The organism is Adhaeribacter radiodurans (genome assembly GCF_014075995.1).
Taxonomy (GTDB): domain Bacteria; phylum Bacteroidota; class Bacteroidia; order Cytophagales; family Hymenobacteraceae; genus Adhaeribacter; species Adhaeribacter radiodurans.
In genome coordinates, this window is sequence record NZ_CP055153.1 from 2,381,141 (window position 1) to 2,404,828 (window position 23,688).

Below are 23,688 nucleotides of genomic sequence, written 5' to 3' on the forward strand. Positions count from 1 at the left end.
TTATACGTATTATATAGTTTACCATACAAATCCCTGCCTGCCTTTTACTAACTTAACGCTTTCTTGCCTTATTTGTGATGACGTATTCTGAAGAGAACCCAGGAAACAACCTGGATAAAGATAAACCCGAAGAACCAACCCGTGCTGGTTCTACTAATGTAAAGAACGATCCGTTTGTAGTAGGAATTGGCGCTTCGGCAGGAGGCTTGCAGGCGTTGCAGCTTTTTTTTGAGCATACTCCCCCGGATAGTGTGGCCTACGTAGTGGTGCAGCACCTGGCCCCGGAAAGCCAAAATGTGCTCAGCAGCATCTTAAAGCGCCAATCGGTATTATTAATTGCCGATATCCAGGACAGCATGCCCATAGAAGAAAACCGGGTGTATATAATGCCCGCCGGCAAGCACGTAATTATCAGGGATAATGTATTGTATTTAACCGATCGCCAAACCGAAATAAACACGTTACGGTCTATTGATTTATTTTTTAAATCATTGGCCACCGATAAAGGCAAAAAAGCGATTGGCGTTATATTATCGGGTACCGGCAACGATGGTGCCGAGGGGGTAACGGCAATTAAAAAAGCCGGGGGCCTGGTAGTGGTGCAAGATCCGGAAACAGCTAAGTTCGATGGCATGCCGCGCAATGCTATTCAAAAAGGGCACGCTAATTTTGTATTGCCGCCCGAGCTTATGCCCGAAGAAATTTTTAATTACGTTAAAGTTGCGCCCTTATCCGAGGAAATATCCGAATCTATTAAGAGCCAAAACAACGAAACCATAGAACAAATATTGGGCATGGTACACGACCGCACCGGCCTGGATTTTCATAATTATAAGCGGCCTACTATTATCCGGCGTTTGTCGCGGCGAATGGCGGTTACCAACCAATACAACCTGGTCGATTATTTAGATTACCTGCAACTGCACCTCGAAGAAGTAGAAACCATTAGCCGGGAATTTTTAATTGGCGTAACCAAGTTTTTTCGCGACGAAGATGCCTTTGAGGTAATAGAGCATTCGGTAATCCCCGATTTAATCGACGAAATAGAAAACTCCGGTCAGTTACGTATTTGGGTAGCCGGTTGCTCTACCGGCGAGGAAGCTTACTCTCTGGCTATTTTAGTGCGCGAATATCTCGAAAACACCAAAAAAGACATTGAAGTAAAAGTATTTGCTTCGGATATTGATCGGAACTCGCTGGAATTTGCCGGTAAAGGTTTATACCCCTACAGCAGCTTGCACGAGGTATCGGAACAGCGAATCTTGAAATATTTTGTGAAAGAAGAAGGCAAGTACCGGGTATGTCAGCAAATCCGGAAAATGGTAATTTTTGCGCCCCATAATATTATCAGCGACCCGCCTTTTAGCAAAATAAATCTGGTGAGTTGCCGCAACATGCTCATTTACCTGAATCCTTTGCTTCAGAAAAAAGTAATGGCCAAGTTTCATTATGCCCTCCAGAAAAGTGGTTACCTGTTTTTAGGTTCCAGCGAGAGCGTGGGCGACATGAAAAACTTTGTGGAGATTAATAAAAAATGGAAAATTTTCCGCAACACGGAGCAAGCTATGCCTCTGGGCCTGGAGAATTTTTCGGTTGGCTTAACCCGCAAAGATTATAATCCGGATAATCAAAAATTTATTCGGGAGGTAAGCCATAATCTGGCGCTTACCAATCATATTGCCGAAGCTTTAAACGAAACCCTGCTGGAAGAACTCGGGTACGCTGCGGTTTACGTCGACGAAAATTTTAACGTTATGCATGGGGCCGGTAATTATAATCATTACCTTACTTTGCCGGACAGAGCGCTTACCATGAATTTGCTGAAAATGGTACCCGCCGATTTGGCTTTGAACCTGGGCACACTGCTTCGCAAAGCCGTACGCGATAAAGAAAAAATTACCATTACCAACGTACAGGTTCGTCACCACGACGTGATGCGCCGCCTGAACTTAGTAATAAAACCTTACTTAGAGGACCGCCGCTTACTGCAAAAATTTATTCTAGTGCTTTTCTCCGAAGAAGTGTCGGAGTCTATTGGCATTAAAGATCCCGAAAAACATTGGTACGAACAGCAAAACGAAAGCCGGGTTTCTGACCTGGAACTGGAATTGCAGCACACCAAAGAAGATTTGCAGGCCGTGGTAGAAGAATTGGAAACTTCGAACGAAGAACTGCAAAGTACTAATGAAGAACTGCTTTCGTCAAACGAAGAATTGCAAAGCACCAACGAAGAACTGCAATCGTTAAACGAAGAGCTGCATACCATTAACGCCGAGCACCAGTATAAAATAAAATTGCTGATGGAGCTCGACGACGACCTGAATAATTATTTCCGGAGCACCAATATCAGCCAGATTTTTGTGGATCGTAAACTGGAAATCCGGAAATATACGCCATCCGCTACCCAACAGATTAACTTAATTGAAAGCGACATAGGCCGTTCTATTTACCAGATTTCTAATAATTTAATTTATAACAATTTAATTGAAGATATAAGAGAGGTAATTGTCCGGCCCACTCCCATTGAGAAAGAAGTACAAGACAAAGTGGGTACCTGGTATTTAATGCGGGTAATGCCTTACATTACCCAGGATGGCCGGATAGACGGCGCCATTATTATTTTTATAGATATTAATGAAATTAAAAGTTTGCAGTTATTGCATTCGGGTATTTTAAACAGTTCTGTAAATTTAATTCAGGCTTTTAAGTCTATTCGCAACCAGGCTGGCCAAATTGTAGATTTTGAATGGAGTTTGTTAAACGCGCCGGCCCAGGAATTTTTAAAATGTTCCGAGTTTCAACTCCTTAGCCGGCGCATCCGACAAGAATTTCCGGATTTTTTACAACCTGATTTATTTAATAAATTAGTGCAGGTAGTAGAAACCGAGCAAACTTTAAAAACAGAAGTAAACCAGGAATACGAAGGTAAAACCTACTGGTTTTACGTAGTAGCGGTTAAACTTAACGATGGCCTGGTACTAACTTTTAATGATATTACCGACCGCAAACTGGCCGAAGAAGAACTAGAGACAAACCGCTACTTTGTGCGGCAAATAGCCGAAACCTCTCCTGATTTAATTTATGTGTTTGACCTGGCTACGCAACAAGAGATTTACGTGAACCGCAGTATTGCCGAAGCCTTGGGCTACTCGCCCGAAGAATTTAATCACAATCCGGAATTTATTTTGCTTCAACTCGCTCACCCGGACGATGTACCGCGGCTAAAAGATTTTTTACAAAAACCCAGTATTTCGGAGGATAGTCCTATTCAGGAATTAATGTACCGGGTAAATGACGCAAAAGGCCAATATTGTTGGTTCCGCGACCGCTTTACGGTGTTTAAATACGCTCCCACCGGCGAACCCCTGCAAATAATGAGTGTGGCCCAGGATGTAACCGGCGAAGTAACTACCCAGGAGAAATTAAAGCACGAAAAAGAATTTTCGGAAAGCCTGCTCAATAACAGCATCGATGGTATTGTGGCCTTTGATATGGATGCCCGTATAACTGCCTGGAATACCGTAATGGAAGAATACAACGGCCTACCTCGGGAAGAAGTATTAGGTAAAAGTATTTTCGAGCTTTTTCCGGAATATCGGATTAACGACGAAGGTAAAGCCATACAAAAAGCTTTAGAAGGCGAAAAAACCATATTGCACGATCACCCTTACGGGCTGCGGCAAGGCTATTACGAAACCATTACCATTCCGCTCTTCGACAATGAAGGGAAAGTAATGGGCGGTTTTAGTATTATCCACGATATTACCGAACGCAAGCGCCTGGAAGATGAGCGCATTAATACCAAACTAAACCAACAAAAAGAAATCTTAAATGTTATTCTGGAAACCCAGGAAAGCGAACGTAAACGAATTTCAGAGGCGCTGCACAATGGTTTGGGTCAGTTGCTTTATGCCACTAAGTTAAAGCTCAGTGACATGCACCCCGATAAAAAGGAAGATAAAGAATTACAAACCGGTATTGATACATTATTGAACGATGCCATTAGAGAAACCCGCCAGCTTTCGTTTGAGTTAATGCCTTCTATCCTGCGCGATTTTGGTTTAGCCGCTGCCATTCAGGAAATCTGCAAACGGGTAAATTCTACTAAAATTCAGTTGCAATGCGAAGTATTGGGTTTACCCGACCGGCTCGATGAAATACTGGAAACGGCCATTTTCCGGATTTGCCAGGAACTGCTCAATAACATTTTAAAACATTCGCAAGCTACCGAAGCCAGCATCCAGATTTTAAATCAAAAAACAAAAATTGTATTACGCGTGGAAGATAATGGCATAGGCTTCGACCCTGAACAAGTAGACATAACCGGTCTTGGTCTCAGCAGCATTCGCAACCGCCTGCAACTCATCGACGGTACCCTCGACATTGATTCCGAACCCGGCAAAGGCAGTTTGTTCACGATTAAGTTTAATAAAACTAAGTTAAAGTAAAATTAAATCAATTGATTTTACCAGTAGGTGAGTAAGAGGCCAGAAAAAAAGTAAATTATTCTGATATTCAGGCAGAAACTCCCGGTGGCAGGATAGTTAAGTCCTTCCGTGCATAAACTGGCGCGAGCGTCCTGGCTCGTGGCTATTATCGGGTAGGCCTCTGACCGGGCAAGTGGATAAGCTTTGGCTACGCGTTTGTAATGTTAAGGTCCTAACTTGTAAAGCACCTTGGTTAATCAAGCAGTTTGGGGCTTAGCCAACCAATAGGCAAGGCTATCCGTTTATCCAGGTATTTGTTACCTAGATTGCATCCAGATGAAAAATTTACTTTTAATTATTTTTATTAGTTTTTTTGTTTTTTCCTGCTCCGAAGACGATGATACCACTTCTGGTCCTGTAACCCAGGAAAGTTATGTGCTGCCCGGTAATACCTTTTTCCCGGAGGGTATTGCTTACCACGAAAAGTCCAATGCTTTTTTTACCGGTAGCGTTACCAACGGCGATATTCTGCGGGTGAAAGTACAAAACGGTGAAGCCAATTTATTTGCTAAAGGCGACCTGCAATACCGGGGAGCGGCTACCGGTTTAAAGATTGATCCCATGGACCGCCTTTGGGTGTGCGGAGGATCAAGTAATACCATTCAGGTGCTGGATATGAACGGCATGGTTCTGCAAAGCTGGAATACCAAAGCTTTATTTGACTCAGGTTTTATTAACGATTGCATTTACGACGATACGCATATTTACTTCACCGATTCGCAGGTAAAAAAGATTTACCGCACCACCATTGGCGAAACCGTTTCGGAGGACATGGAAGAATGGCTAACTTTTACCGATACCCAAATACCTTATGGTACCAGCACCAACGCGAATGGAATTGTTAATACGCCGGATAATAAATATTTAATTATAGTAGTTTCCAGCTCGGGTAAGCTGTACCGTATCGAAAAAGCCACCAAAGCCATTACCGAAATAACGCTAAATACCCCCGTAACTGCCGGTGATGGTCTTTATTTAATCGATAAAACCTTGTATGTTTCCCGCAACGCTACCGGCCAGATTTTTCCGGTAACCTTAAACGACGATTTTACGCAAGGTAATGTAGGCACAGGCTTTGGCAGCAATTTATTATTTAATACTACAATTGATAAAGTAGGAAATTACTTTTTGGTAGTAAACGGCCAATTGAACAAACGGACAACTAACGATCCGGTGTTACCTTTTACTATTTCGCGGGTAGCTATTCCTTAAAAAATTAGTTTCTGTACCAGCATAAATAAAGTAAGCCGGTCTTTCAAGAAGAAAGACCGGCTTACTTTATTTATATAATTATACGGTTTAAATGGAAAGGATATAAGTAAGTGGACGAAATTAGCTTAAAGTAGCGAAAGACAATTTTTTGGGATTGTACACGGAAAATCGTTTGTGAAGACACAAACAATTGCAACAAAATTTAATCGCTCATGGGCAGTGTCTTCACTGCCTGCTTTTGCCAAAGTTTTAATTATTAAAAACGAAAATATCTTATACTACTCTCTCCAAAAAGTAGAATTCTCATTATATCGCGAGCGTCCTCGCTCGTGATGCCCATCGTCCGGCCTCTGGCCGATTGGAATTTGTTGCTGATTTGCTTTTAAGAAAGGTATATCGGTTAGCCCAGCCAGAAGCCTCCCAAATAGCTAGACACAAGCGAGGACGCTCGCGCCAGGTTTTGTATAAAAGAACTTAATTATACTGCCACCGGGAAGTTTCCGCCTGAATATTAGAATAATTTACTTTTTTTCTGGTCTCTTACTTTATTTTACTCATTATAATTAAAAGGTACATTTGTTAAGTGTAACCTAAATCAGAATTCAAAAAATAGTTTTTTAAGTATATTTAGCTAAGCCACCCGATAAAATGAAACACATTGATTTTTCTAAAATTCAAGAATTTGTTACGCATAAATTAGTTACCGGATTATCAGAAAAACTTACCTATCACCACCTCAAACATACTCTGGATGTGTTCGAACAAAGTTTAGTTATTGCTGATTTAGAAAATGTCACTGCCGAAGAAGATTTATTTTTACTAAAAATAGGGGCATTGTACCACGATGTAGGATTTTTAGATACTTACCAGGGCCACGAAGAAAAAGGATGTGAAATTGCGGAAAAAGATTTAACGTATTTTGGCTTAACTTCCTTACAAAAAGAAATTGTGTTTGGCTTAATCAGAGCTACCCGCATTCCGCAAGCTCCTGAAACAAAATTGCAGCAAATAATTTGTGATGCCGATTTAGATTACCTCGGCCGACAGGATTTTGATGTTATTGCCCAAAGCCTGTACCAGGAGTTTTTGTGGCAAGGCCTGGTAAAAAATGATTTAGATTGGAACAAAGTACAGGTTAAGTTCCTGGAAAGCCATCATTATTTTACGCCTTCTTCTAGGCAACGCCGTAACCCTGTGAAACAGCAGCATTTAGCCCAGATTAAAGCGAAGGTTGCCCGGCTGGAGAGTTAACTTTTACTTCCGCCATTTTAGCGTCCATTATGCGCAAACGCCGGCCCAGAGTTTTTAAAATTCCTTTGAGTACTTCGGCATTGGTCATCATAATATCGTAAAAAGGTTCTTGTTCCAGCTTTAAAAGGATAGTTTCCTGCAGCGCCGTAGCACTCGCCGAGCGGGTTTCGGCATCCAGCACCGATAATTCACCTAAAATTTCATTCTCTTCTAAAACCGCTAGCGTAAGATTTTCGTCGTGAATGCGGATTTGTCCTTTGTAAATAAAATACATGCATTCGCCCACGTCCCCTTTTTTAAATAAAGTCTCGTTAGGTTCCAGGTAAAGTTCTTCTAATACGCTGGCCAGCTCCACTAATTCTGCTTCGGGAGTATTATGGAAAATTTCCGAAGACCGTAAGGTTAAAACTTTTTCAATTAATAACATTGGGCAATTATAACTCTACTTGCGATAAAATAAAATTTTTTGTTTCGCTGTACAAAGGATTATTCTCTTCGACCTGAGCCTCCACTAAGATTTTATTTAGCGATTTATCCCTGAAAGTCGGAATTAAGTAAACAGCCACCGACTTCGTCCAGACATTAAAACTGGCGGAACTTATTACATCCTGTATAACCGGGGTAAATTCTGAGGCAGAGTTAAATGATTTTTCAGTTGGAGTAAGGCTACTATCGAGTAAAAATTCCAGAATACTATCTACCCGTGAAAAATACCGTTTGGGAATACTCAGTTCCAACATCTCAATGGCATTATAAATGCGGGTATCGTTGCCGGCATTTTTTACTAATTGCAACACCCGTTCCAGTCCGTACCGATCGTACAACAGGGCAAATGCTTTAATAATAACCAGCAAGTCTTGCTCTATTTCTGATTTAATGGCATTAGCCAACAAAGCCACGGATGCAAAAGACGCTAGCTTTTGATAAGTACTTACCTTATGGGTACACTGATCTAACTTATTTTCCAGCCATAAAACAATTTCTTTTTCACCGGAGCCAGCCAGATTTACTTTTTTGTGGAAGAGCGATGCCATAGCAGCATCTTTAAATTCCTTCTGTAAATTTAAGCAATGTAGTAGGTAAGCTGTTGAATATTTGCCGGTACAATTACCTGCCGTATTTATCTGTGCTAATAGAAAAGTATCTGGTACATTATCGGAAAGCCTATATTCCGGAGCAAAAATAGAATCACCAAAAAAAAACATTGCTTTCTGCAGAGAATGAACCGCTTTATTTTGAATGGCCATTTGTGCTGCTGCTTGCCACAAAGTAAAGGCTTTTACCTTACCAACTGTTTCTATTGCTTTTCTGTAAATAGAGGGCGCCGGATCTTGCAATAAAAGTTTTAGACTAAGGTTAAAATTACCATGAAGCGCTTCGGATATAATATCCAGTGCAAGTGTTCGGTCTTCTTTGTGTGTACTGGAGGCTAGTAAACTTACTTCCTGCTCTACAAGATTACTAAATTTCAATTCGGTTCGGGCAGCCAAACCTAGCAAAGCAGCTTTCTTACTTAGCGGTTCATAATTATTAAATTCAGCTTGTGCCCAGGTTTGGTCCGGGTTTAAATAATAAAAAGTTCTAATTAAATCGGGTTTTATTTCCGGATCAGGACCAGTATGTAATTGTTGTTGCACCAGTGGTAAGGCACCAGAAATGTTCCGGCGGATAATGCGGGAAAGAACAAATTTTTTAACTATGGCAAAAGGGCTAATAAGTTCTCTTAAAAGTAAATTATTTAATTTCGTATAGCCCGATTTTTCCAATAATTCTAAAGCAAAAAGCACTTCTTTGGGTTTTGCGCTTTCGGCTTTGGCTAATAATAAATTTCTGACGGCCTGGTCGTTTAAGAATAGCTGGTTACCGGTAAAATATCCTTTTTTTAAGGCCTGAATAATTATTTGTAAATACTCTTTTTTAATCCGGTAAACGAGTACTGACCAGAAAATTAGTAATACCGCCAGCGTACCGCAAACCAACGAAATGGAAATATCGCCATTTTTATTCCGGAAAATAAAAGCAAAAATACTAACCACTACTAAGGCAAAGGGCAAAGTATAGCCTTTGGTAATTAAATGGCCTTTTAAACGGGTATGGGGATGAAGAGGCTGGAACAAAATAAAAAAAGCCGGGTCCTGTACCGCCGATTTCAAGACTTCCGAGAATAAAACCATTATTCCAAAAACGATTAAACCTGTATTTAAGGAATTGCCCGGAATTAAAACGGTGGCGGTAATAAATAATAAAACAGCCGGAGTAATAAGTAAAGAATTAGCTAAACCCAGCCGGTTAATTACGCGGCTACTAAAAAGTAATTTTAAAAAAATGGCTAACACGCGGCCAATAGCAAAGAAAATCCCCAGAATAGAAGCTAATTCGTGACTCGATTTAAATCTAACTTTAACCTCGGTAATAAAAGTAAGATCGATAAGGGAGTAAATAGTAAAACCAACGAAGGACCAAAAAGCAATTACCAATATGAGGTTATTCTGAAAAAAACGTTCAACCAGGCCGGAATGGTGATTGGTTAAATGGCCAGGCGCATGGGAAGAATGGCTATGTTCCGGAATAGCTACAATACTGGCATGATTAAATTTATTTAAATAATAATAGCCTAAAAGGAAAGCCACTATAGAAAGAGCTAACACATTTATTACCCCAATTAAGGGGGCTAAAACGGCCACGGCTGAATAACCAATAATTTTGGCGGGAATATCGCCGGAACCCACTATAGAAAATATTCTTCTGCTTTCCCGTACGTTAAAAATAATGGCCGTCATTCCCCAGAAAGCATAACCTACCAGCATGTACACTACTAAATTCCAGGCAGATAAGAAAAAGGGCAGCCACGAAATGGAAAAAAGGGTAGCCTCTAACCAGGTGAAAACAATAGAACCTAAAGAAAATAATATTATTACCTGAAGCAGCTTCTTCGCGGATAATTTGGCTTCTAAACGAGCGTAAATATAGTTGGCCACCAACAATAACCCGGCCGCCAGCAACGATACTTTGGGCAGTTCTTTAATGGGGTAGGTTGCTAAAAATAACGTTAGGGCACTGGTAAATAAAAAGGAAGTAGCTACCCCTAAAAAAAACTGCACCAGAAAAAGTTGCTTTACCAGCCCAACTTCCGTTGGTTTAATATTTAATAAGGTAACTATCCGACTTTTCATAAGAAGATACTGGGCACTAGGCACTAGACATTAGATATTAGATGTTGGATACTATTGGTTAATACGATAATCTGTCAGGCATTTATATTAAAACAAATTAAGCCAGTTATTATCAAGTAAGTAGAATAATGAACATTTACTATTTATTGTCTACTGTCTAACATCTAGCGTCTAAAATCTATTGTTATTCTAAAACTTCGTAAATAACAACCGGCTTCACTTTATTTTTAAGACTTACTTCTTTGATTTTCTGGCAGCTAAAAGATTCTTTTGCTTTTTCGTAAGAAGCCTCGGAAATTAAAATCTGGTTTGGTTCGGCAATAGACTGCAAGCGCTGGGCTAAGTTTACCTCGTCGCCGATAACAGTATAATCTAAACGCCGCAGCGAAGCCGAGCCAATATTACCTGAAATCACTTCGCCCGAATTAATGCCGATGGAAATTTTGGGTTGAAACGCAATGCCTTCTAACTGCACTTCTGCTTCGCGGGCTAATTTTTCTTTAACCGCCAGGGCAGCATCAATGGCCCGGTCCAGGTGGAATTTTCCCCGGAATACTGCCATTACCGCATCGCCCATAAATTTATCTACGTGCCCTTTCTGCGCAATAATTTCTTTTACCATCAAGTCGAAATATTTATTTAGCAGATTTACTACCAAGTTCGCCGACACTTTTTCGGTAATGGATGTAAAGCCGCAAATATCAATAAACATAATGGTGGCTTCCAGGGTCTCGTTTACCATTAGGCCGTTCTCGAACTCTTTGTGCGTCATAAATTGCAGCACATTCTCGTCCACGTACATTTTTAGGATGTTATTTTCCTTAATGGCCTGCATGGTTTCCCGCATTTGCCCTACGTGGTTCAAAGTTTTATCCATGGTTAATTCCAGGTCTTCGAAATTAACGGGCTTGCACACAAAATCGAAGGCCCCACGGTTCATGGCCATCCGAATATTATCCATATCGCCGTAGGCCGAAACCATTACTGCTTTTAACAGCGGGTTTAATTCGGGCAATTTAGTTAATAGTGTTAAGCCATCCATTTCGGGCATGTTAATATCGCTCAAAACAATGTCTAAATCAGGGTGCTCGGTTACTTTTTGCAAAGCTTCCAGCCCGTTATGAGCAAAAACAAACTCATAAACATTTTCTCTTATTTTGCGCCTGAATTTTTGCTTTATAAGTAATTCTAAATCTGTCTCGTCGTCTACCACCAATATTTTGGCCATCAGGTTGCAATCGTTTTAAGTTTTTCTTTTAAGGTACTAAAGTCCAAGGGTTTAGTTAAAAAGTCGTCGGCCCCATATTGCATGGCTTGCTGGTAATTTTGTTCGTCGCCGTAAGCTGTAATCATCATTACGGCGGGCGGTTTGCTGGCGTGTTTCGTCCGGATAAAGCGCAACAAATCCAGGCCACTCATTCCGGGCATGTTAATATCCGATAAAATAAGCACTACCTCAGAGTCGTGTAGTTCAAGGTAAGCACAGGCTTCTTCGCCCGATAGAGCAAATTGAAACTCCAGCTCACCCGCCCGCACTTCGCGCCGGAAACGTTGTTCAAACAGCGGGCGTACATCTGCTTCATCGTCTACAACCAATATTTTCATGAATTTTCTATTACAGATTATTACTAAATTGTTATTAATTATCCATTTCTCCGAGGCAATCGCAAGATAAATTCGGAAAACTCTCCTTCTATGGTGTTAATATCCATAGTCCCGCCGTGCCCTTTGGTTATAATGTCGTTGCAAATAGATAAGCCTAAGCCGGTTCCCTTCCCCGAAGGTTTAGTAGTGAAGAAAGGTTGAAAAATTTTATTTTTTACATTTTCCGGAATACCCGTGCCATTATCGCGCACCCGGATTTCTATTTGTCCGTTTTGTTCTCTGGTAGATACGGTTACAGTTGGGTTAAAGGTCCCATTCAGCTTTTTCTTTTTCTCGGCAACGGCATAAAATGCATTATTAAACAAATTCAACAATACGCGGCCTATATCCTGGGGCACTACTTCTATTTTAATTAAATCGGGCGTTAAATCGGTTTGCAAAGCCGAATTAAAATTTTTGTCTTTGGCACGTAAACCATGGTACGAAAGCCGCAAATATTCGCTGGCTAAGGCGTTTATATCCGTTAATTGTTTTTCGCCCACACTTGCCCGCGAATGCTGCAACATTCCTTTTACAATATTATCGGCGCGTTTACCATGCTGAATAATTTTACGCTCATTATCTACAATATCTTTGGCGATTAATTTTACTTCGTTCAGATTACCCTGATCTATTTCGTGCTGTAATTCGTCCAGCAACTCCATGTTTATTTCAGAAAAATTATTGACGAAGTTGAGCGGGTTTTGGATTTCGTGGGCAATGCCAGCTGTAAGTTCCCCCAAAGAGGCTAGTTTTTCTTGCTGAATTAATTGGGCTTGGGTGGTTTGGAGTTCCTTTACGGCTAATTCCAGTTCTTCTTTTTGTTTGGTAATTTCGGCGGTGCGTTGGGCTACTAAAACTTCTAACTCTTCTTTCCGGGCTGAAATAATTTTATTCTGTTGTTCTTCCTGTAAGCGTTGCTGCCTTTCGTATTCCAGGGCTTTTTGCTGTTTGTTGGCATTTACCCAATTCGCAAAATTCCAGACAAAAGCGGCCAGTAGAGCGGTGCTCCAATAGTTTTCCCATTTTTCATAAAATTCAGGTAAAATTAAATCAACAATTGCGCTTAAAAAGGTGATTACCGCAAATGGAATAACCGGATAAAGAAACGAGCGGAAAGGAAAAAATTCAGGTTCTTTATAAATGTAAACCAATACTATCCAGAGGTAAAAGGCTGCCGCTAAGCCCGCTACTTTATCGTTTACGAAACCGCTGATAGAAAAAGCAAGACCAACCGTCACCCAACTGGTAATATTCAACCATTGTTTCCATTTAAAAAAAGCCGGACTGCCCTGGGTAGAACTAATCAGGCGTCTTAAAAGCAGGAAAACCGCTAGAAACGTAAAAAAATACATAAAATAATATTCTAAATCTGAAAGGCGGTTTTTAGCCTATAATGGTTTTAGTAGCTAGGGGTAATATAATAATAAATTCGGTAAAAGCACCTAGTTCGGTTTCTACTTTCAATTCACCATTATGGACGTTGGTAATAATATCGTAGGAAAGGGAGAGACCTAAACCCGTTCCCTGGCCAGTGGGTTTAGTAGTGAAGAAAGGTTGAAAAATTTTGTGCTTGAAATTTTCAGGTATTCCAGTGCCATTATCCCGCACTCTGATTTCTACTTTTCCATCGTGATTGCAGGTGCTTACTTTTACTTCCGGTTGGTATTGGCCATTTAGTTGAGTTTTCTTTTGCTGGGTGGCGTAAAAAGCATTGTTGTATACATTAAGTAGTACTCTTCCCAGGTCCTGGGGTACCACTTCAACTTTCCCGATGGTGCTATACAATTCGGTTATTAAGCTGGCGTTGAAATCTTTGTATTTTGCTCTTACGCCTTGATAGGAGAGACGCAAGTATTCTTCAGCTATTGCATTAATATCGGTTAATTGTTTCTCACCACTTGATGCACGGGAGTGTTGCAACATACTTTTAACGATGGAATCGGCTCGTTTGCCGTGATGTTGTATCTTTTCTAAATTTTGCTCCAGGTCATTCAAAATTACTTCTGCTTCTTTTTTTTCTGAGAATGGCAGGTTTAGGAAAGGCCCTTCTTTTAATTCTTCGACCAGCTCGGTACTTACTTCTGAGAAATTATTGACAAAATTTAAAGGATTCTGTATTTCGTGGGCTATGCCAGCAGTGAGTTCACCCAAAGAAGCCATTTTTTCTTTTTGGATAAGTTGTTGTTGCGTTTGTTTTAACTCATGATAAGCCCGTTCGATTTCGTGGGCTTGCTCTAGTTCTCTCTTTCTGGCTTTGTTCCGCTCCCTTTGTACTATCCTCCGCCTCTGAAAACGGTCTAAGGCAAACATTCCAACTAAAAAGCATAGAAAATAGAATCCATAGGCCAACCTAGTTCGCCACCAGGGAGGATGTATGATAATACGGATAAAAGTACCTTTTTCATTCCAAACTCCATCGTTGTTAGAACCTTTTACGCGGAAGATGTAGGTGCCAGGATCGATATTGGTATAGCTGGCAAATCGCTGAGATCCGGAATAAACCCAATCGGAGTTAACTCCTTCCAACTTATAAGCATATTGGTTTTTCTGACTGTTTGTATAATTGAGAGCGGCATATTCAAAAGAGAAAAAATTCTCCCGGTACTTAAGCTCAATATCTCTTTTTGGGAGCTTGCCTACCAGTGGTTTATTAAAAACTTTTATTTGGGAAATTACAATTGGTGGTAAGTAATTATTAGGCTTTATGGAACTTGGCTGGAAATAACTTAGGCCATTTGTTCCCCCAAAGTAAAGTGTTCCATCTTTCCCTTTAAAGGCAGCTCCTATACTGAATACATTACCTTGCAAACCGTCACTATAATCGTAATTAATAAATGTTTTCTGAGTAGGTGAAAACCGGGAAAGCCCTTTACCTGTACCCAACCACAGATTACCGCCTTCATCTTCTAGAATAGAGAAAACTGTATTGTTACCAAGACCGTGCTTTTCGGTGTAAGTAGTAAAGTTTTCTTGCTCAAAGTTGAATTTACACAAACCGCCACCCAAGGTGGCAAACCAGAGGTTTCCCCTTGAATCTTCATAAATAGAAAAAACAATACTGGAGCTTAAACTAGTAGTATCGAGCCGGTTAGGTAGGTAGTGTTTAAATTTACCTGTTTTAGCATCTAATCTGCTTACACCAACACTGCCGTGGCCTGCCCAAAGATCACCTTTTTTATCCTTTAGGATAGTATAGACTTCGTAATCACTTAACCCTTGGGAGTTTTTGGGATCGTGCCCGTAATGATGAATTATTTTTCGGGTTACAGGATCGAAGCCTTTAATCCCATTTTTAGTGCCTATCCAAATAATTCCATGAGGGTCTTCGTAAAGGGTAATAACATAGTCTAAACCCTTAATTATAGGATTAGATTTTCCGGTTTTGGGGTTGAACTGAGATAGCATTCCGGAACTTGCGATCCAAAGTATCCCAGACTGGTCTACCAAGAGGGGTTGTACGTTGTTACTTGAAATACTTTGGGGGTTGTTCGGGTCATGTCGGTATTGGGTAAACTTACCTGTTTTATTATCAAAAGCATTTAAGCCGTCTTTCTGGGTGCCAATCCAAAGAACGCCCTCTTTATCCTCGCAAATAGAAGTAACTAAATTGTTACTTAAAGAATTAGGCAGATATTGGTTAATTCGAAGTAGCTTAAATGGTTTTTGATGAGGATCCAATTTGTTTATACCACTTGAATTGGATCCTATCCACAGAATTCCTGACCGATCAAGGAAGAGATACGAAAGTAAATTGGTGCTGAGGCTGGAAGGATCAGTGGTATCATGATAATAATGCGTAAATCTACTTTGTTTTCGATCAAAGCGGTTTAAACCGTTTTGCGTGGCTACCCATAGATTACCCGCTAAATCCTCCGCAATACTGGAGAGGCCAATAAAATTATTACTTAAAGAAAAAGAGTTTTGTGGGTCGTGCTGTAAATGGGTAAAGGCACCTGTTTTTGGATCCATCCGGTTTAAACCTCCGCCATCAGTTCCAATCCAAAGTACCCCAGTATGGTCTTGGTATATACTAGTTACATAATTATGGCTTAAGCTGCTTGGATTGAAGGAATCATGATGGAAATGTTTAAAACTGACCTTATTGGGAGCACCGTTCTTTTCGGGGGTGAGAATAAGTTGATGTAAACCAGTTTTACCACCAAACCACAATGTTCCGCTTTTATCTTTGAAAGAACTTAAAATAGCGAAATCAGAGGAACTATTATTTCCCTTAATGGAGGGTGGCTCTATTTCATAACTTGCCAAGAATTTACCAGTTTTTTTATTAAATCGACGTAATTCACCGCCCCAATTAGCTATCCAAAGCAGCTCTTCGTTATCACTGTTAATCACCGAAACCGATCTAAATTCTGGTACGAAACTGTTTTTAAGCTGAGTAGGCTGAAAATTTGTAAATTTTTCGGTGGTTGGATCAAATCTACTTATACCACTTTCGGCTGTTCCTATCCAGATTAAACCATCTTTATCTTCATATAAAGCAGAAACAAAGTTGTGGATAAGCGATGTAGGATCAAACGGATCCATTTTGTACGTTTTAACCGAATATCCATCGTACTTGTCCAAACCCATGTATGAACCAAACCACAGATAACCTTTCTTATCCTGCAACATTCTCCAAGTTGTATTGGAAGAGAATCCATCGGCAGTGGTAAGGTGTTCGAAACGAAGTTTTCCTGTTTGAGCGAAACTTATATACTGATTGTTTATTAGAAGGAATAAACTAATTAAACAAATGAGTAAAAGAGTTTTCATTAACCTGTGAAATAGGAATTACTAAAATGAAAACGTATATAGCTAATCTGATTTAAATAGAACTATGACCCAAACCATCTAAAGCCTTAGATTAAAAATTAAGGCAAAATTTTTAATATAGCAAGGTTATCCTTCTATTCAAACAGCTCAAGAAGATTAGAAACAAGAGCAGGTGCCTTGCTTAACGGGGAGTTCAATTTATATTAAAGGTTAAGCCAAGTCCACTTGGTTGCTTTCACCTTATTAACTTAAAAGAAAAGGTTGAAATTAGTTCTCCAAGTTAAGCTTATTCTTATAAATTATATAATTATTGCTTTTAATGTTTTAATTATTTTTCTAAAATTCTTTTAACCTAAAGGGGTAAATAGATAGGCCAAATTTTATTTAAATAATTTCTATATTGATGCATGTACCCGTTAGTTTTACTTTATTTCCATTGACATAGAATAAGTAAACAACTAACGAAAAATTAATAAACTACAATCATTATTAGTTTAACCTAATGCACTACATAGATTTAATTTAATAAGAAAACAACATCTTAAACCTCCTAATCATAAATCGGATGGATATTAAAGTTACGGACCAACCAGAGAATAGCACTGCCAGTAGAACCCATACCCCCAAAATTATAAACTATTTAAAAAAAGGTTTGCTGTCTTTGGGTCCGGGTATTATTACAGCCGCTTTGGTTTTTGGACCGAGTAAAATGACCATCACCTCTAAATTAGGGGCGGTGTATGGTTATTCGCTTTTGTGGATAGTAGTGGTAGCTATTTTTTTTATGACCTTATTTACCACCATGAGCGCCCGGATAGGAGTAGCTACGCAGCAATCCTTGTTAAGTACTATCCGGCTTAAATGGGGGAAAGCGGCAGCCATTGCTATAGGCATTGGGGTGTTTTTTGTGACTACTTCTTTCCAGGCGGGAAATTCCGTGGGGGTAGGTATTTCCATTGCCGAAGCCAGCGGTACCTCACCGGTTATCTGGATTGTTTTCTTTAATATTTTAGGCATTGCCTTACTCTTTTTCCGGAGTTTTTATAAGGTACTGGAAAAACTAATGATCTTTCTGATTGCCCTTATGCTTTTTGCCTTTATTACTACTTTGTTTATGGTTAAGCCCAGTTTATCGGGAGTAGCCAGCGGGTTTGTACCTTCTATTCCAGCGGGTTCCTTAGGTTTGGTAATTGCCTTTACGGCTTCCTGTTTCTCCATTGTGGGCGCTTTTTACCAATCCTACCTGGTGCAGGAGCGGATTAAACTAAACCCGGAAATAAAAGAAAAAGATAGCAATAGTATACCCGGTATTTTTATTCTGGGTTTAATGAGTGCCATTGTTTTAATATGTGCGGCTGCGGTATTACATCCCAAAGGCATTCCGGTAACAAGCGCTTCCGATATGGCCAAAGCACTGGAACCACTATTTGGTAAATATTCTTCTATCCTGTTTTTAACGGGTTTGTTTGGAGCAGCTTTTTCCTCGCTGGTAGGTAATGCCAGTGTAGGTGGTACTTTATTGGGCGATGCCTTAGGTTATGGTAGCCAATTGAACAACCAAATGGTACGATTACTTATTGCCTTGGTAATGATTATTGGAGCCATAATCGCGATTGTTTTTGGGAAATTGCCTTTGGAGTTGATTGTTTTTGCTCAGAGCGTTACTATTTTCTTAGTACCGTTTATAGGCATTGCTCTTTATTTTGTAGCCAACGATGCCCACTTAATGGGTAAGCTCAAGAATACAGTTACCATGAAAATATTTGGCTCTTTAGGCTTATTGATCCTTATTTTATTGGCCGCCAGTAATATAAACGAGTTGTTCTTAAAATAGTATGTAGCTTTTATATGATTGATTTACAATTATTAGAACAAGAATTACTAAAACCTTCGGAAGCTTTAATAGCCGACATGTACGACCTGGAAGGGGATATTATCTTGTTGGGAGTAGGTGGGAAAACGGGCCCAAGTATGGCGCGCTTAGCCAGGCAAGCAATTGATTTAGCCGGAGTAAAAAAACGCATTATAGGAGTTTCCCGTTTTTCAGACCCTCAGACCCAAACCGAACTGGAAGCTGAAGGAATTGAAACTATTGCCGCCGATTTACTAAATGAAAGCCATTTAGCGGCGCTGCCCGATGCGGCCAACGTACTTTACTTGGCGGGTACTAAGTTTGGCACCACCGGAAAAGAACCTTTTACCTGGGCCATGAATGCTTATTTGCCGGACCGGGTGGCGGAACGTTATAAAGATTCCCGGATTGTGGCTTTTTCCACGGGTAATGTATATCCCTTTAGCCCGGTAAGTTCGGGCGGTCCTTCCGAAGATTATCCTACCGGGCCGGTGGGCGAATACGGTCAATCTTGTTTGGGTCGGGAGCGCATTTTCCAGTACTTCTCCGAAAAAAACCAGACTCCTACGCTTATTTACCGGCTGAATTACGCCATCGATTTTAAATATGGGGTACTGCTGGAAATTGCAAAAGCGGTTAACGAGGAACGGTCAATTGACTTAACCACCGGCAATGTAAATGTAATTTGGCAGGGCGACGCTAATGAAATAGCTCTCCGGGCTTTAAAGCATTGTAGTGTTCCGACCAAAATCTTAAATGTAACCGGTCCCGAAACTGTTTCTGTTAAATGGCTGGCTGAACAATTTGGCGGACTCCTGGGCAAAGAACCAACTTTCATAAACGAAGTACAACCCACTGCCTTATTAAGCAATGCTTCGGAAGCGCACTGGTTGTTTGGTTACCCCCGCGTTACCTTGCGCCAAATGATGGAGATAACGGTTACCTGATTGCAGGGCGGAGGCAAAATTTACAATAAACCTACTCATTTTCAGGAAAGGCAAGGTAAGTTTTAATATATGAAAACATACGAATTAAAACCCGAGATAAAAACTTTATTGCACGAGGGCACGGTTATTCCGGCGCATCCTTTAGCCTTAACGCAGGAAAAGAAATTAGACGAAGAACGCCAACGTGGACTCACCCGTTACTACCTGGCAAGTGGTGCCGGTGGAATAGCCGTAGGGGTTCATTCTACCCAATTCGAAATCCGGGACCCGAAGGTAAATCTGTACGAAACGGTACTGCGCCTGGCCGCCGAAGAAGTGGCAGCTGCCCAATTAAATCGACCTATTATAAAAGTTGCCGGATTAGTAGGCCCAACTGAACAAGCCCTGAAAGAAGCGCAAATAGCCGTTAAGCATGGTTATGATTTAGGTTTATTGAGCATGGGTGGTTTACAAGGCTGGACCGAAGAGCAAATTTTGGAGCGGGTGAAAGCAGTAGCAGATATTATTCCGGTATTTGGGTTTTACTTGCAGCCTGGTGTCGGCGGCAGGATTTTTAGTTATGATTTCTGGTATGCCTTTGCTCAAATTTCAAATGTACATGCCATTAAAGTAGCAGCTTTTAACCGGTACCAGACTTTAGATGTGGTGCGGGCCGTTTGCTCTTCCAATCGCCGGAAGGAAATTGCTTTGTATACCGGCAACGATGATAACATTATCGCTGATTTGCTAACTACTTATCGTTTTAGAGTAGCAGGTGAAATTCTAGAAAAAGATTTCGTGGGTGGCTTATTAGGCCATTGGGCCGTTTGGACCAAAAAAGCAGTTGAATTGCTGACCGAAGTAAAAACAGTTAAGCAGCAGGCAGGAGTAGGATTAGCAGAGTTGTTAACCAAGAATATTGCCGTAATTGATATGAATGCCGCCATTTTTGATCCGGCGCATCATTTTCAAGGTTGTATACCGGGTATTCACGAAGTTCTACGCCGCCAAGGTTTATTAGCCGGCACTTGGTGCTTAAATCCGGATGAAGAATTATCGCCCTGTCAAATGGAAGAAATTGAGCGGGTATGTGCCGCATACCCTGACCTGGTGGACGATGAATTTGTTAAGGAACTACTCTCCGGAGAAGTAGGAGTAAGCCAAGCATAAGCATTAGTAAATAAGTACTTCAACGAAATTAGTTAAGAGCATGATTTAAAGTAGTACCCTGAAAACCTGAATCTTATTAGTCGAACAACGAACAACTAAGAACGAGCAACTACTAATTAATGAACAGACGCGATTTTGTAAAGTTAACTAGTGCCTTGATAACCGCTAATACTATTCCTTTGGAAACATTTGCCAGCCCAATTAAATACGCTCTCAAAACAATACAAGTTACCCGTACCGATTCTAATTTTGAGCGTGAAAAATTGGTGCGCCCATTTGGTTTTAAAGGGGGGTATTTAACTGAGCTATGGCAAACAATAACGAAACTGGAAACAGCTTCGGGTAATAGCGGCATTGGCTTGGCTACCCAGAGCGTTTTATACGCCGATGCCGATTTATTTGCTGCTCATTCCGAGGCTGGCGGCAATGCTTTAAAATATGCTTTAACCGAACAAGCCTTACAATTGGTAAAGCAAACCCCTTTTTCAACACCGGTAGAACTAATCCAAAAGATATTTCCGGAAGCGATGCGGTTAGGTAAACAGATAACCGGCAAGCAAGATTTAAGCCCTATTTTTACTTATATCGCTTTGGTAAGTCTGGACAATGCGGCCTGGGTTTTGTATACGGCGGAAAATAAATTTAAAAATTTCGATGAGATGGTTCCGGAGCCTTATAAAAAGGCTTTATCGGCGCGCAGCAACAAAATAGCCATTATGTACCAGGTGCCCTATGGTATGCCCACGAACGATTTGAAAGCGGCGGCTCAGGAAGGTTATTTTGTCTTTAAAATAAAAAGTGGTGCACCGGGTTCTCAAGCCGAAATGTTACAAAAAGACATGGAACGTCTTACTTTAATTCATGCTACTTTAAAGAATCTCCGGACCGATCATACGCCTAATGGTAAACTAATTTACACCATCGATCCCAATGCGCGCTATGAGAAAAAGGAAACGTTTCAACGTTACCTCGATCATGCTAAAAAAATAGGCGCATTCGAACAAATCTTATTTGCCGAAGAACCGCTAAATGAAAAAAACGATGAAAATGTAAAAGACCTGGGTATTGCCATTGCCGGCGATGAAAGTGTTCACGACGAAGCCAGCGCTATTAGAAGGTTGGAGCAAGGTTACGGTGCTTTGGTTTTGAAAGGAATAGCTAAAACTTTAAGTTTTTCGATGAAAGTAGCCAAACTCGCTCAAGAACGGGGTGTGCCATGCCTGTGTGCCGATTTAACGGTAAACCCCATTTTAGTAGATTGGCATAAGAACCTGGCGGCGCGGGTTACTCCTTTTCCGGGTATAAACATGGGGTTAATGGAAACCAACGGTAACATGAATTACCAAAACTGGAAAACCATGATGGGGTATAACCCAGCGGCAAATGCTTCCTGGAACAAAGTGAACAATGGCGTATTTGAGTTAGGTAAGGATTTTTACGACCAAAGCAGCGGTATTCTTCAGCCCTCTCTTCATTATCAGCAGGTATTTACTAAAACTCCGTGAATTTTTGCAGAACTAAATTTATTGGCGATTGAAATACGTTTTATAACATTTATATCGCGAGCGTCCACGCTCGTGATGAAGATCGTCCGGCCTCTGGCCGGTTGGAATTTATCTGTATATCCTTTGTATATAGGTTTATCGGTTCGCCCGGCCAGAGGCCTACCAGATAGTAGACACGAGCGTGGACGCTCGCGCCAGTAGTAATATTTATGAAATTTCGCCGATAAGCATAACCTTTGTGATTAACCAAAGCTAATTTTTGATTAAGGCTGTAAATAATTAGAAGAACTTGTGTGCTATATCTTGCTTTAATACATTAAATCTTTACCGAATTTAAACTTTCAAGAATATTTTATTCCGATATAGAAAATACAGGAAGAACCACACGAGTAACATAGCCCCAAAAGCCTGGTAAACCTCGTGCCAGGGTTCTGGAGGAGGTGCATATAAACCGCCAAAAAGCAGTTTTGAAGTATGCATAAAATCAATGAACCGGTAAGACAGGTACACGGTAAGGGAATTCATCCCGATTACCATAAAGAAGAAAGCCCATTTTCGGAACTTAAGGACATCAATAATTAAATAAAAACCGGCCAGAAAAATAAAAGCCATGCCTGCTGTTAAGCAAATAAAAGAGCTGGACCAAAGGTGTTTGTTAATCGGGAAATGCAAGTCCCAGAGAAGACCAAAAATAATTCCGGCAATACCAACCAGCAAAAGCGTAATTACTTTTCGGTTTTCTGACCAGGTGGTTCGTAAAATATCGCCAGCCATAGCCCCTAATATAGTAAGACAAATAGCCGGAAATTGGGTTGGGAGGCCTAATTCATCGTAAGTCTTTTGCAATAACCGGCCGGGTAAGAAAGTACGATCGATCCAGCCTACCAGGTTTCCTTCAAAAGTCAGGTTACCGGCACCATAACCGGGCACAGGAATAAGAAAGAGAGCGGCATAGTATAAAATTAGTATGATACCTACAACAGTTAAACGCTTTTGCCAGGAATAATTTAGATACAGTAAAGTGGTAACAAAACCAGCTAAACCAATTCGCCCTAAAACACTACCAAGTCTTATTTGCGAAGGTTCGAAAAAAGGAAAAGGTGCATTTTTATCTAAAATACCCAAGACAATTAAAATTACCATCCGCCAGAAAGCCTTGCGGTATAAATCTGATTTGTTCATTCCCATTTCCAAGCCCTTGTTCAGGGAAAAAGGCAACGACACGCCGGCCAGAAATAGAAATAAAGGAAAAATAAAGTCGTAAAAAGTAAATCCGTGCCAAGCCGGATGGGTTAATTGATCGGCTATCCAATTTATCCAAGACAATCCGGTTTTATCTTTCATTAACACCAGAAAGGTACCACCGCCGGCAATCAACAACATATCAAAACCTCGTAGCGCATCAATCGAAAGTAAGCGATTTGCTTTTTTGTCGTTACTGAAAGGTAGAGTGGATGGGGCAGGATACTTCGCTTTTACATCCGATGAACGTTGGGGTTGAACCAATTGCTTCGCGGAAGAAGACCAGGAATGGAGCAAAGATTGATTTTTCATGGACCTATTGAAATTTTGTAAATATCAGATTACATGATTTAAGCTTATTCGTAAATGGGGAAAGTACTTTTATCTAAAATTGAATTATTGGTTATTATTTGAGGACTTAGTTGCCTTAAACTAAATGCTCTTTGGGTG

General features: G+C 40.5%; 15 protein-coding genes. 8 read left to right on the forward strand and 7 right to left on the reverse strand.

Translation table 11 applies throughout. The features are described 5' to 3' along the window. Window positions 1–77: 77 nt before the first annotated feature. From HUW48_RS09865 to HUW48_RS09875, 3 genes are all read left to right on the forward strand, one after another. Window positions 78–4,448, forward strand: coding sequence for a CheR family methyltransferase (locus HUW48_RS09865; protein ID WP_182415508.1), 4,371 nt, complete (start codon window positions 78–80; stop codon window positions 4,446–4,448). 315 nt (window positions 4,449–4,763) lie between these two features. Next, window positions 4,764–5,699, forward strand: coding sequence for an SMP-30/gluconolactonase/LRE family protein (locus HUW48_RS09870; RefSeq protein WP_182415509.1), 936 nt, complete (start codon window positions 4,764–4,766; stop codon window positions 5,697–5,699). A 648-nt stretch (window positions 5,700–6,347) separates the two neighbouring features. Continuing rightward, complete coding sequence (locus HUW48_RS09875; RefSeq protein ID WP_182415510.1) at window positions 6,348–6,950, forward strand: HD domain-containing protein; 603 nt, start codon at window positions 6,348–6,350, stop codon at window positions 6,948–6,950. Here the strand turns inward: HUW48_RS09875 and HUW48_RS09880 are convergent. From HUW48_RS09880 to HUW48_RS09905, 6 genes are all read right to left on the reverse strand, one after another. Then, window positions 6,919–7,377, reverse strand: a complete 459-nt coding sequence (locus tag HUW48_RS09880) for a Crp/Fnr family transcriptional regulator (protein WP_182415511.1) — start codon at window positions 7,375–7,377, stop codon at window positions 6,919–6,921. The genes HUW48_RS09875 and HUW48_RS09880 overlap by 32 nt on opposite strands. A 7-nt stretch (window positions 7,378–7,384) precedes the next feature. Further along, entirely contained in the window at window positions 7,385–10,123 is a 2,739-nt protein-coding gene (locus HUW48_RS09885) for a hypothetical protein (RefSeq protein WP_182415512.1), read from the reverse strand. A 184-nt stretch (window positions 10,124–10,307) separates the two neighbouring features. Continuing rightward, entirely contained in the window at window positions 10,308–11,354 is a 1,047-nt protein-coding gene (locus HUW48_RS09890) for an adenylate/guanylate cyclase domain-containing protein (protein WP_182416336.1), read from the reverse strand. Next, complete coding sequence (locus HUW48_RS09895; RefSeq protein WP_182415513.1) at window positions 11,351–11,728, reverse strand: response regulator; 378 nt, start codon at window positions 11,726–11,728, stop codon at window positions 11,351–11,353. Before HUW48_RS09895 ends, HUW48_RS09890 begins: the two co-directional genes overlap by 4 nt. Window positions 11,729–11,766: 38 nt before the next feature. Continuing rightward, complete coding sequence (locus tag HUW48_RS09900) at window positions 11,767–13,122, reverse strand: sensor histidine kinase (protein ID WP_182415514.1); 1,356 nt, start codon at window positions 13,120–13,122, stop codon at window positions 11,767–11,769. A 31-nt stretch (window positions 13,123–13,153) separates the two neighbouring features. After that, window positions 13,154–16,543 (reverse strand): two-component regulator propeller domain-containing protein, encoded by a 3,390-nt coding sequence (locus tag HUW48_RS09905; RefSeq protein ID WP_394368458.1) that lies wholly within the window; start codon window positions 16,541–16,543, stop codon window positions 13,154–13,156. 565 nt (window positions 16,544–17,108) lie between these two features. Between HUW48_RS09905 and HUW48_RS09910 the strand changes: the two genes are divergently transcribed. From HUW48_RS09910 to HUW48_RS27260, 5 genes are all read left to right on the forward strand, one after another. Next, entirely contained in the window at window positions 17,109–18,377 is a 1,269-nt protein-coding gene (locus tag HUW48_RS09910; RefSeq protein ID WP_182415516.1) for an Nramp family divalent metal transporter, read from the forward strand. A 14-nt stretch (window positions 18,378–18,391) separates the two neighbouring features. Continuing rightward, the gene (locus tag HUW48_RS09915) at window positions 18,392–19,342 is read left to right on the forward strand and encodes an NAD-dependent epimerase/dehydratase family protein (RefSeq protein ID WP_246343808.1); all 951 of its coding nucleotides are present in this window, start codon (window positions 18,392–18,394) and stop codon (window positions 19,340–19,342) included. 69 nt (window positions 19,343–19,411) lie between these two features. Continuing rightward, entirely contained in the window at window positions 19,412–20,491 is a 1,080-nt protein-coding gene (locus HUW48_RS09920; RefSeq protein WP_182415517.1) for a dihydrodipicolinate synthase family protein, read from the forward strand. A gap of 119 nt (window positions 20,492–20,610) precedes the next feature. Next, complete coding sequence (locus tag HUW48_RS09925) at window positions 20,611–21,996, forward strand: enolase C-terminal domain-like protein (RefSeq protein ID WP_182415518.1); 1,386 nt, start codon at window positions 20,611–20,613, stop codon at window positions 21,994–21,996. Between the two features lie 72 nt (window positions 21,997–22,068). Further along, window positions 22,069–22,197, forward strand: coding sequence for a hypothetical protein (locus tag HUW48_RS27260; protein WP_262891505.1), 129 nt, complete (start codon window positions 22,069–22,071; stop codon window positions 22,195–22,197). Between the two features lie 132 nt (window positions 22,198–22,329). Here HUW48_RS27260 and HUW48_RS09930 read toward each other — a convergent pair whose 3' ends face one another. After that, entirely contained in the window at window positions 22,330–23,550 is a 1,221-nt protein-coding gene (locus HUW48_RS09930; RefSeq protein ID WP_182415519.1) for an acyltransferase family protein, read from the reverse strand. Window positions 23,551–23,688: the final 138 nt, after the last annotated feature.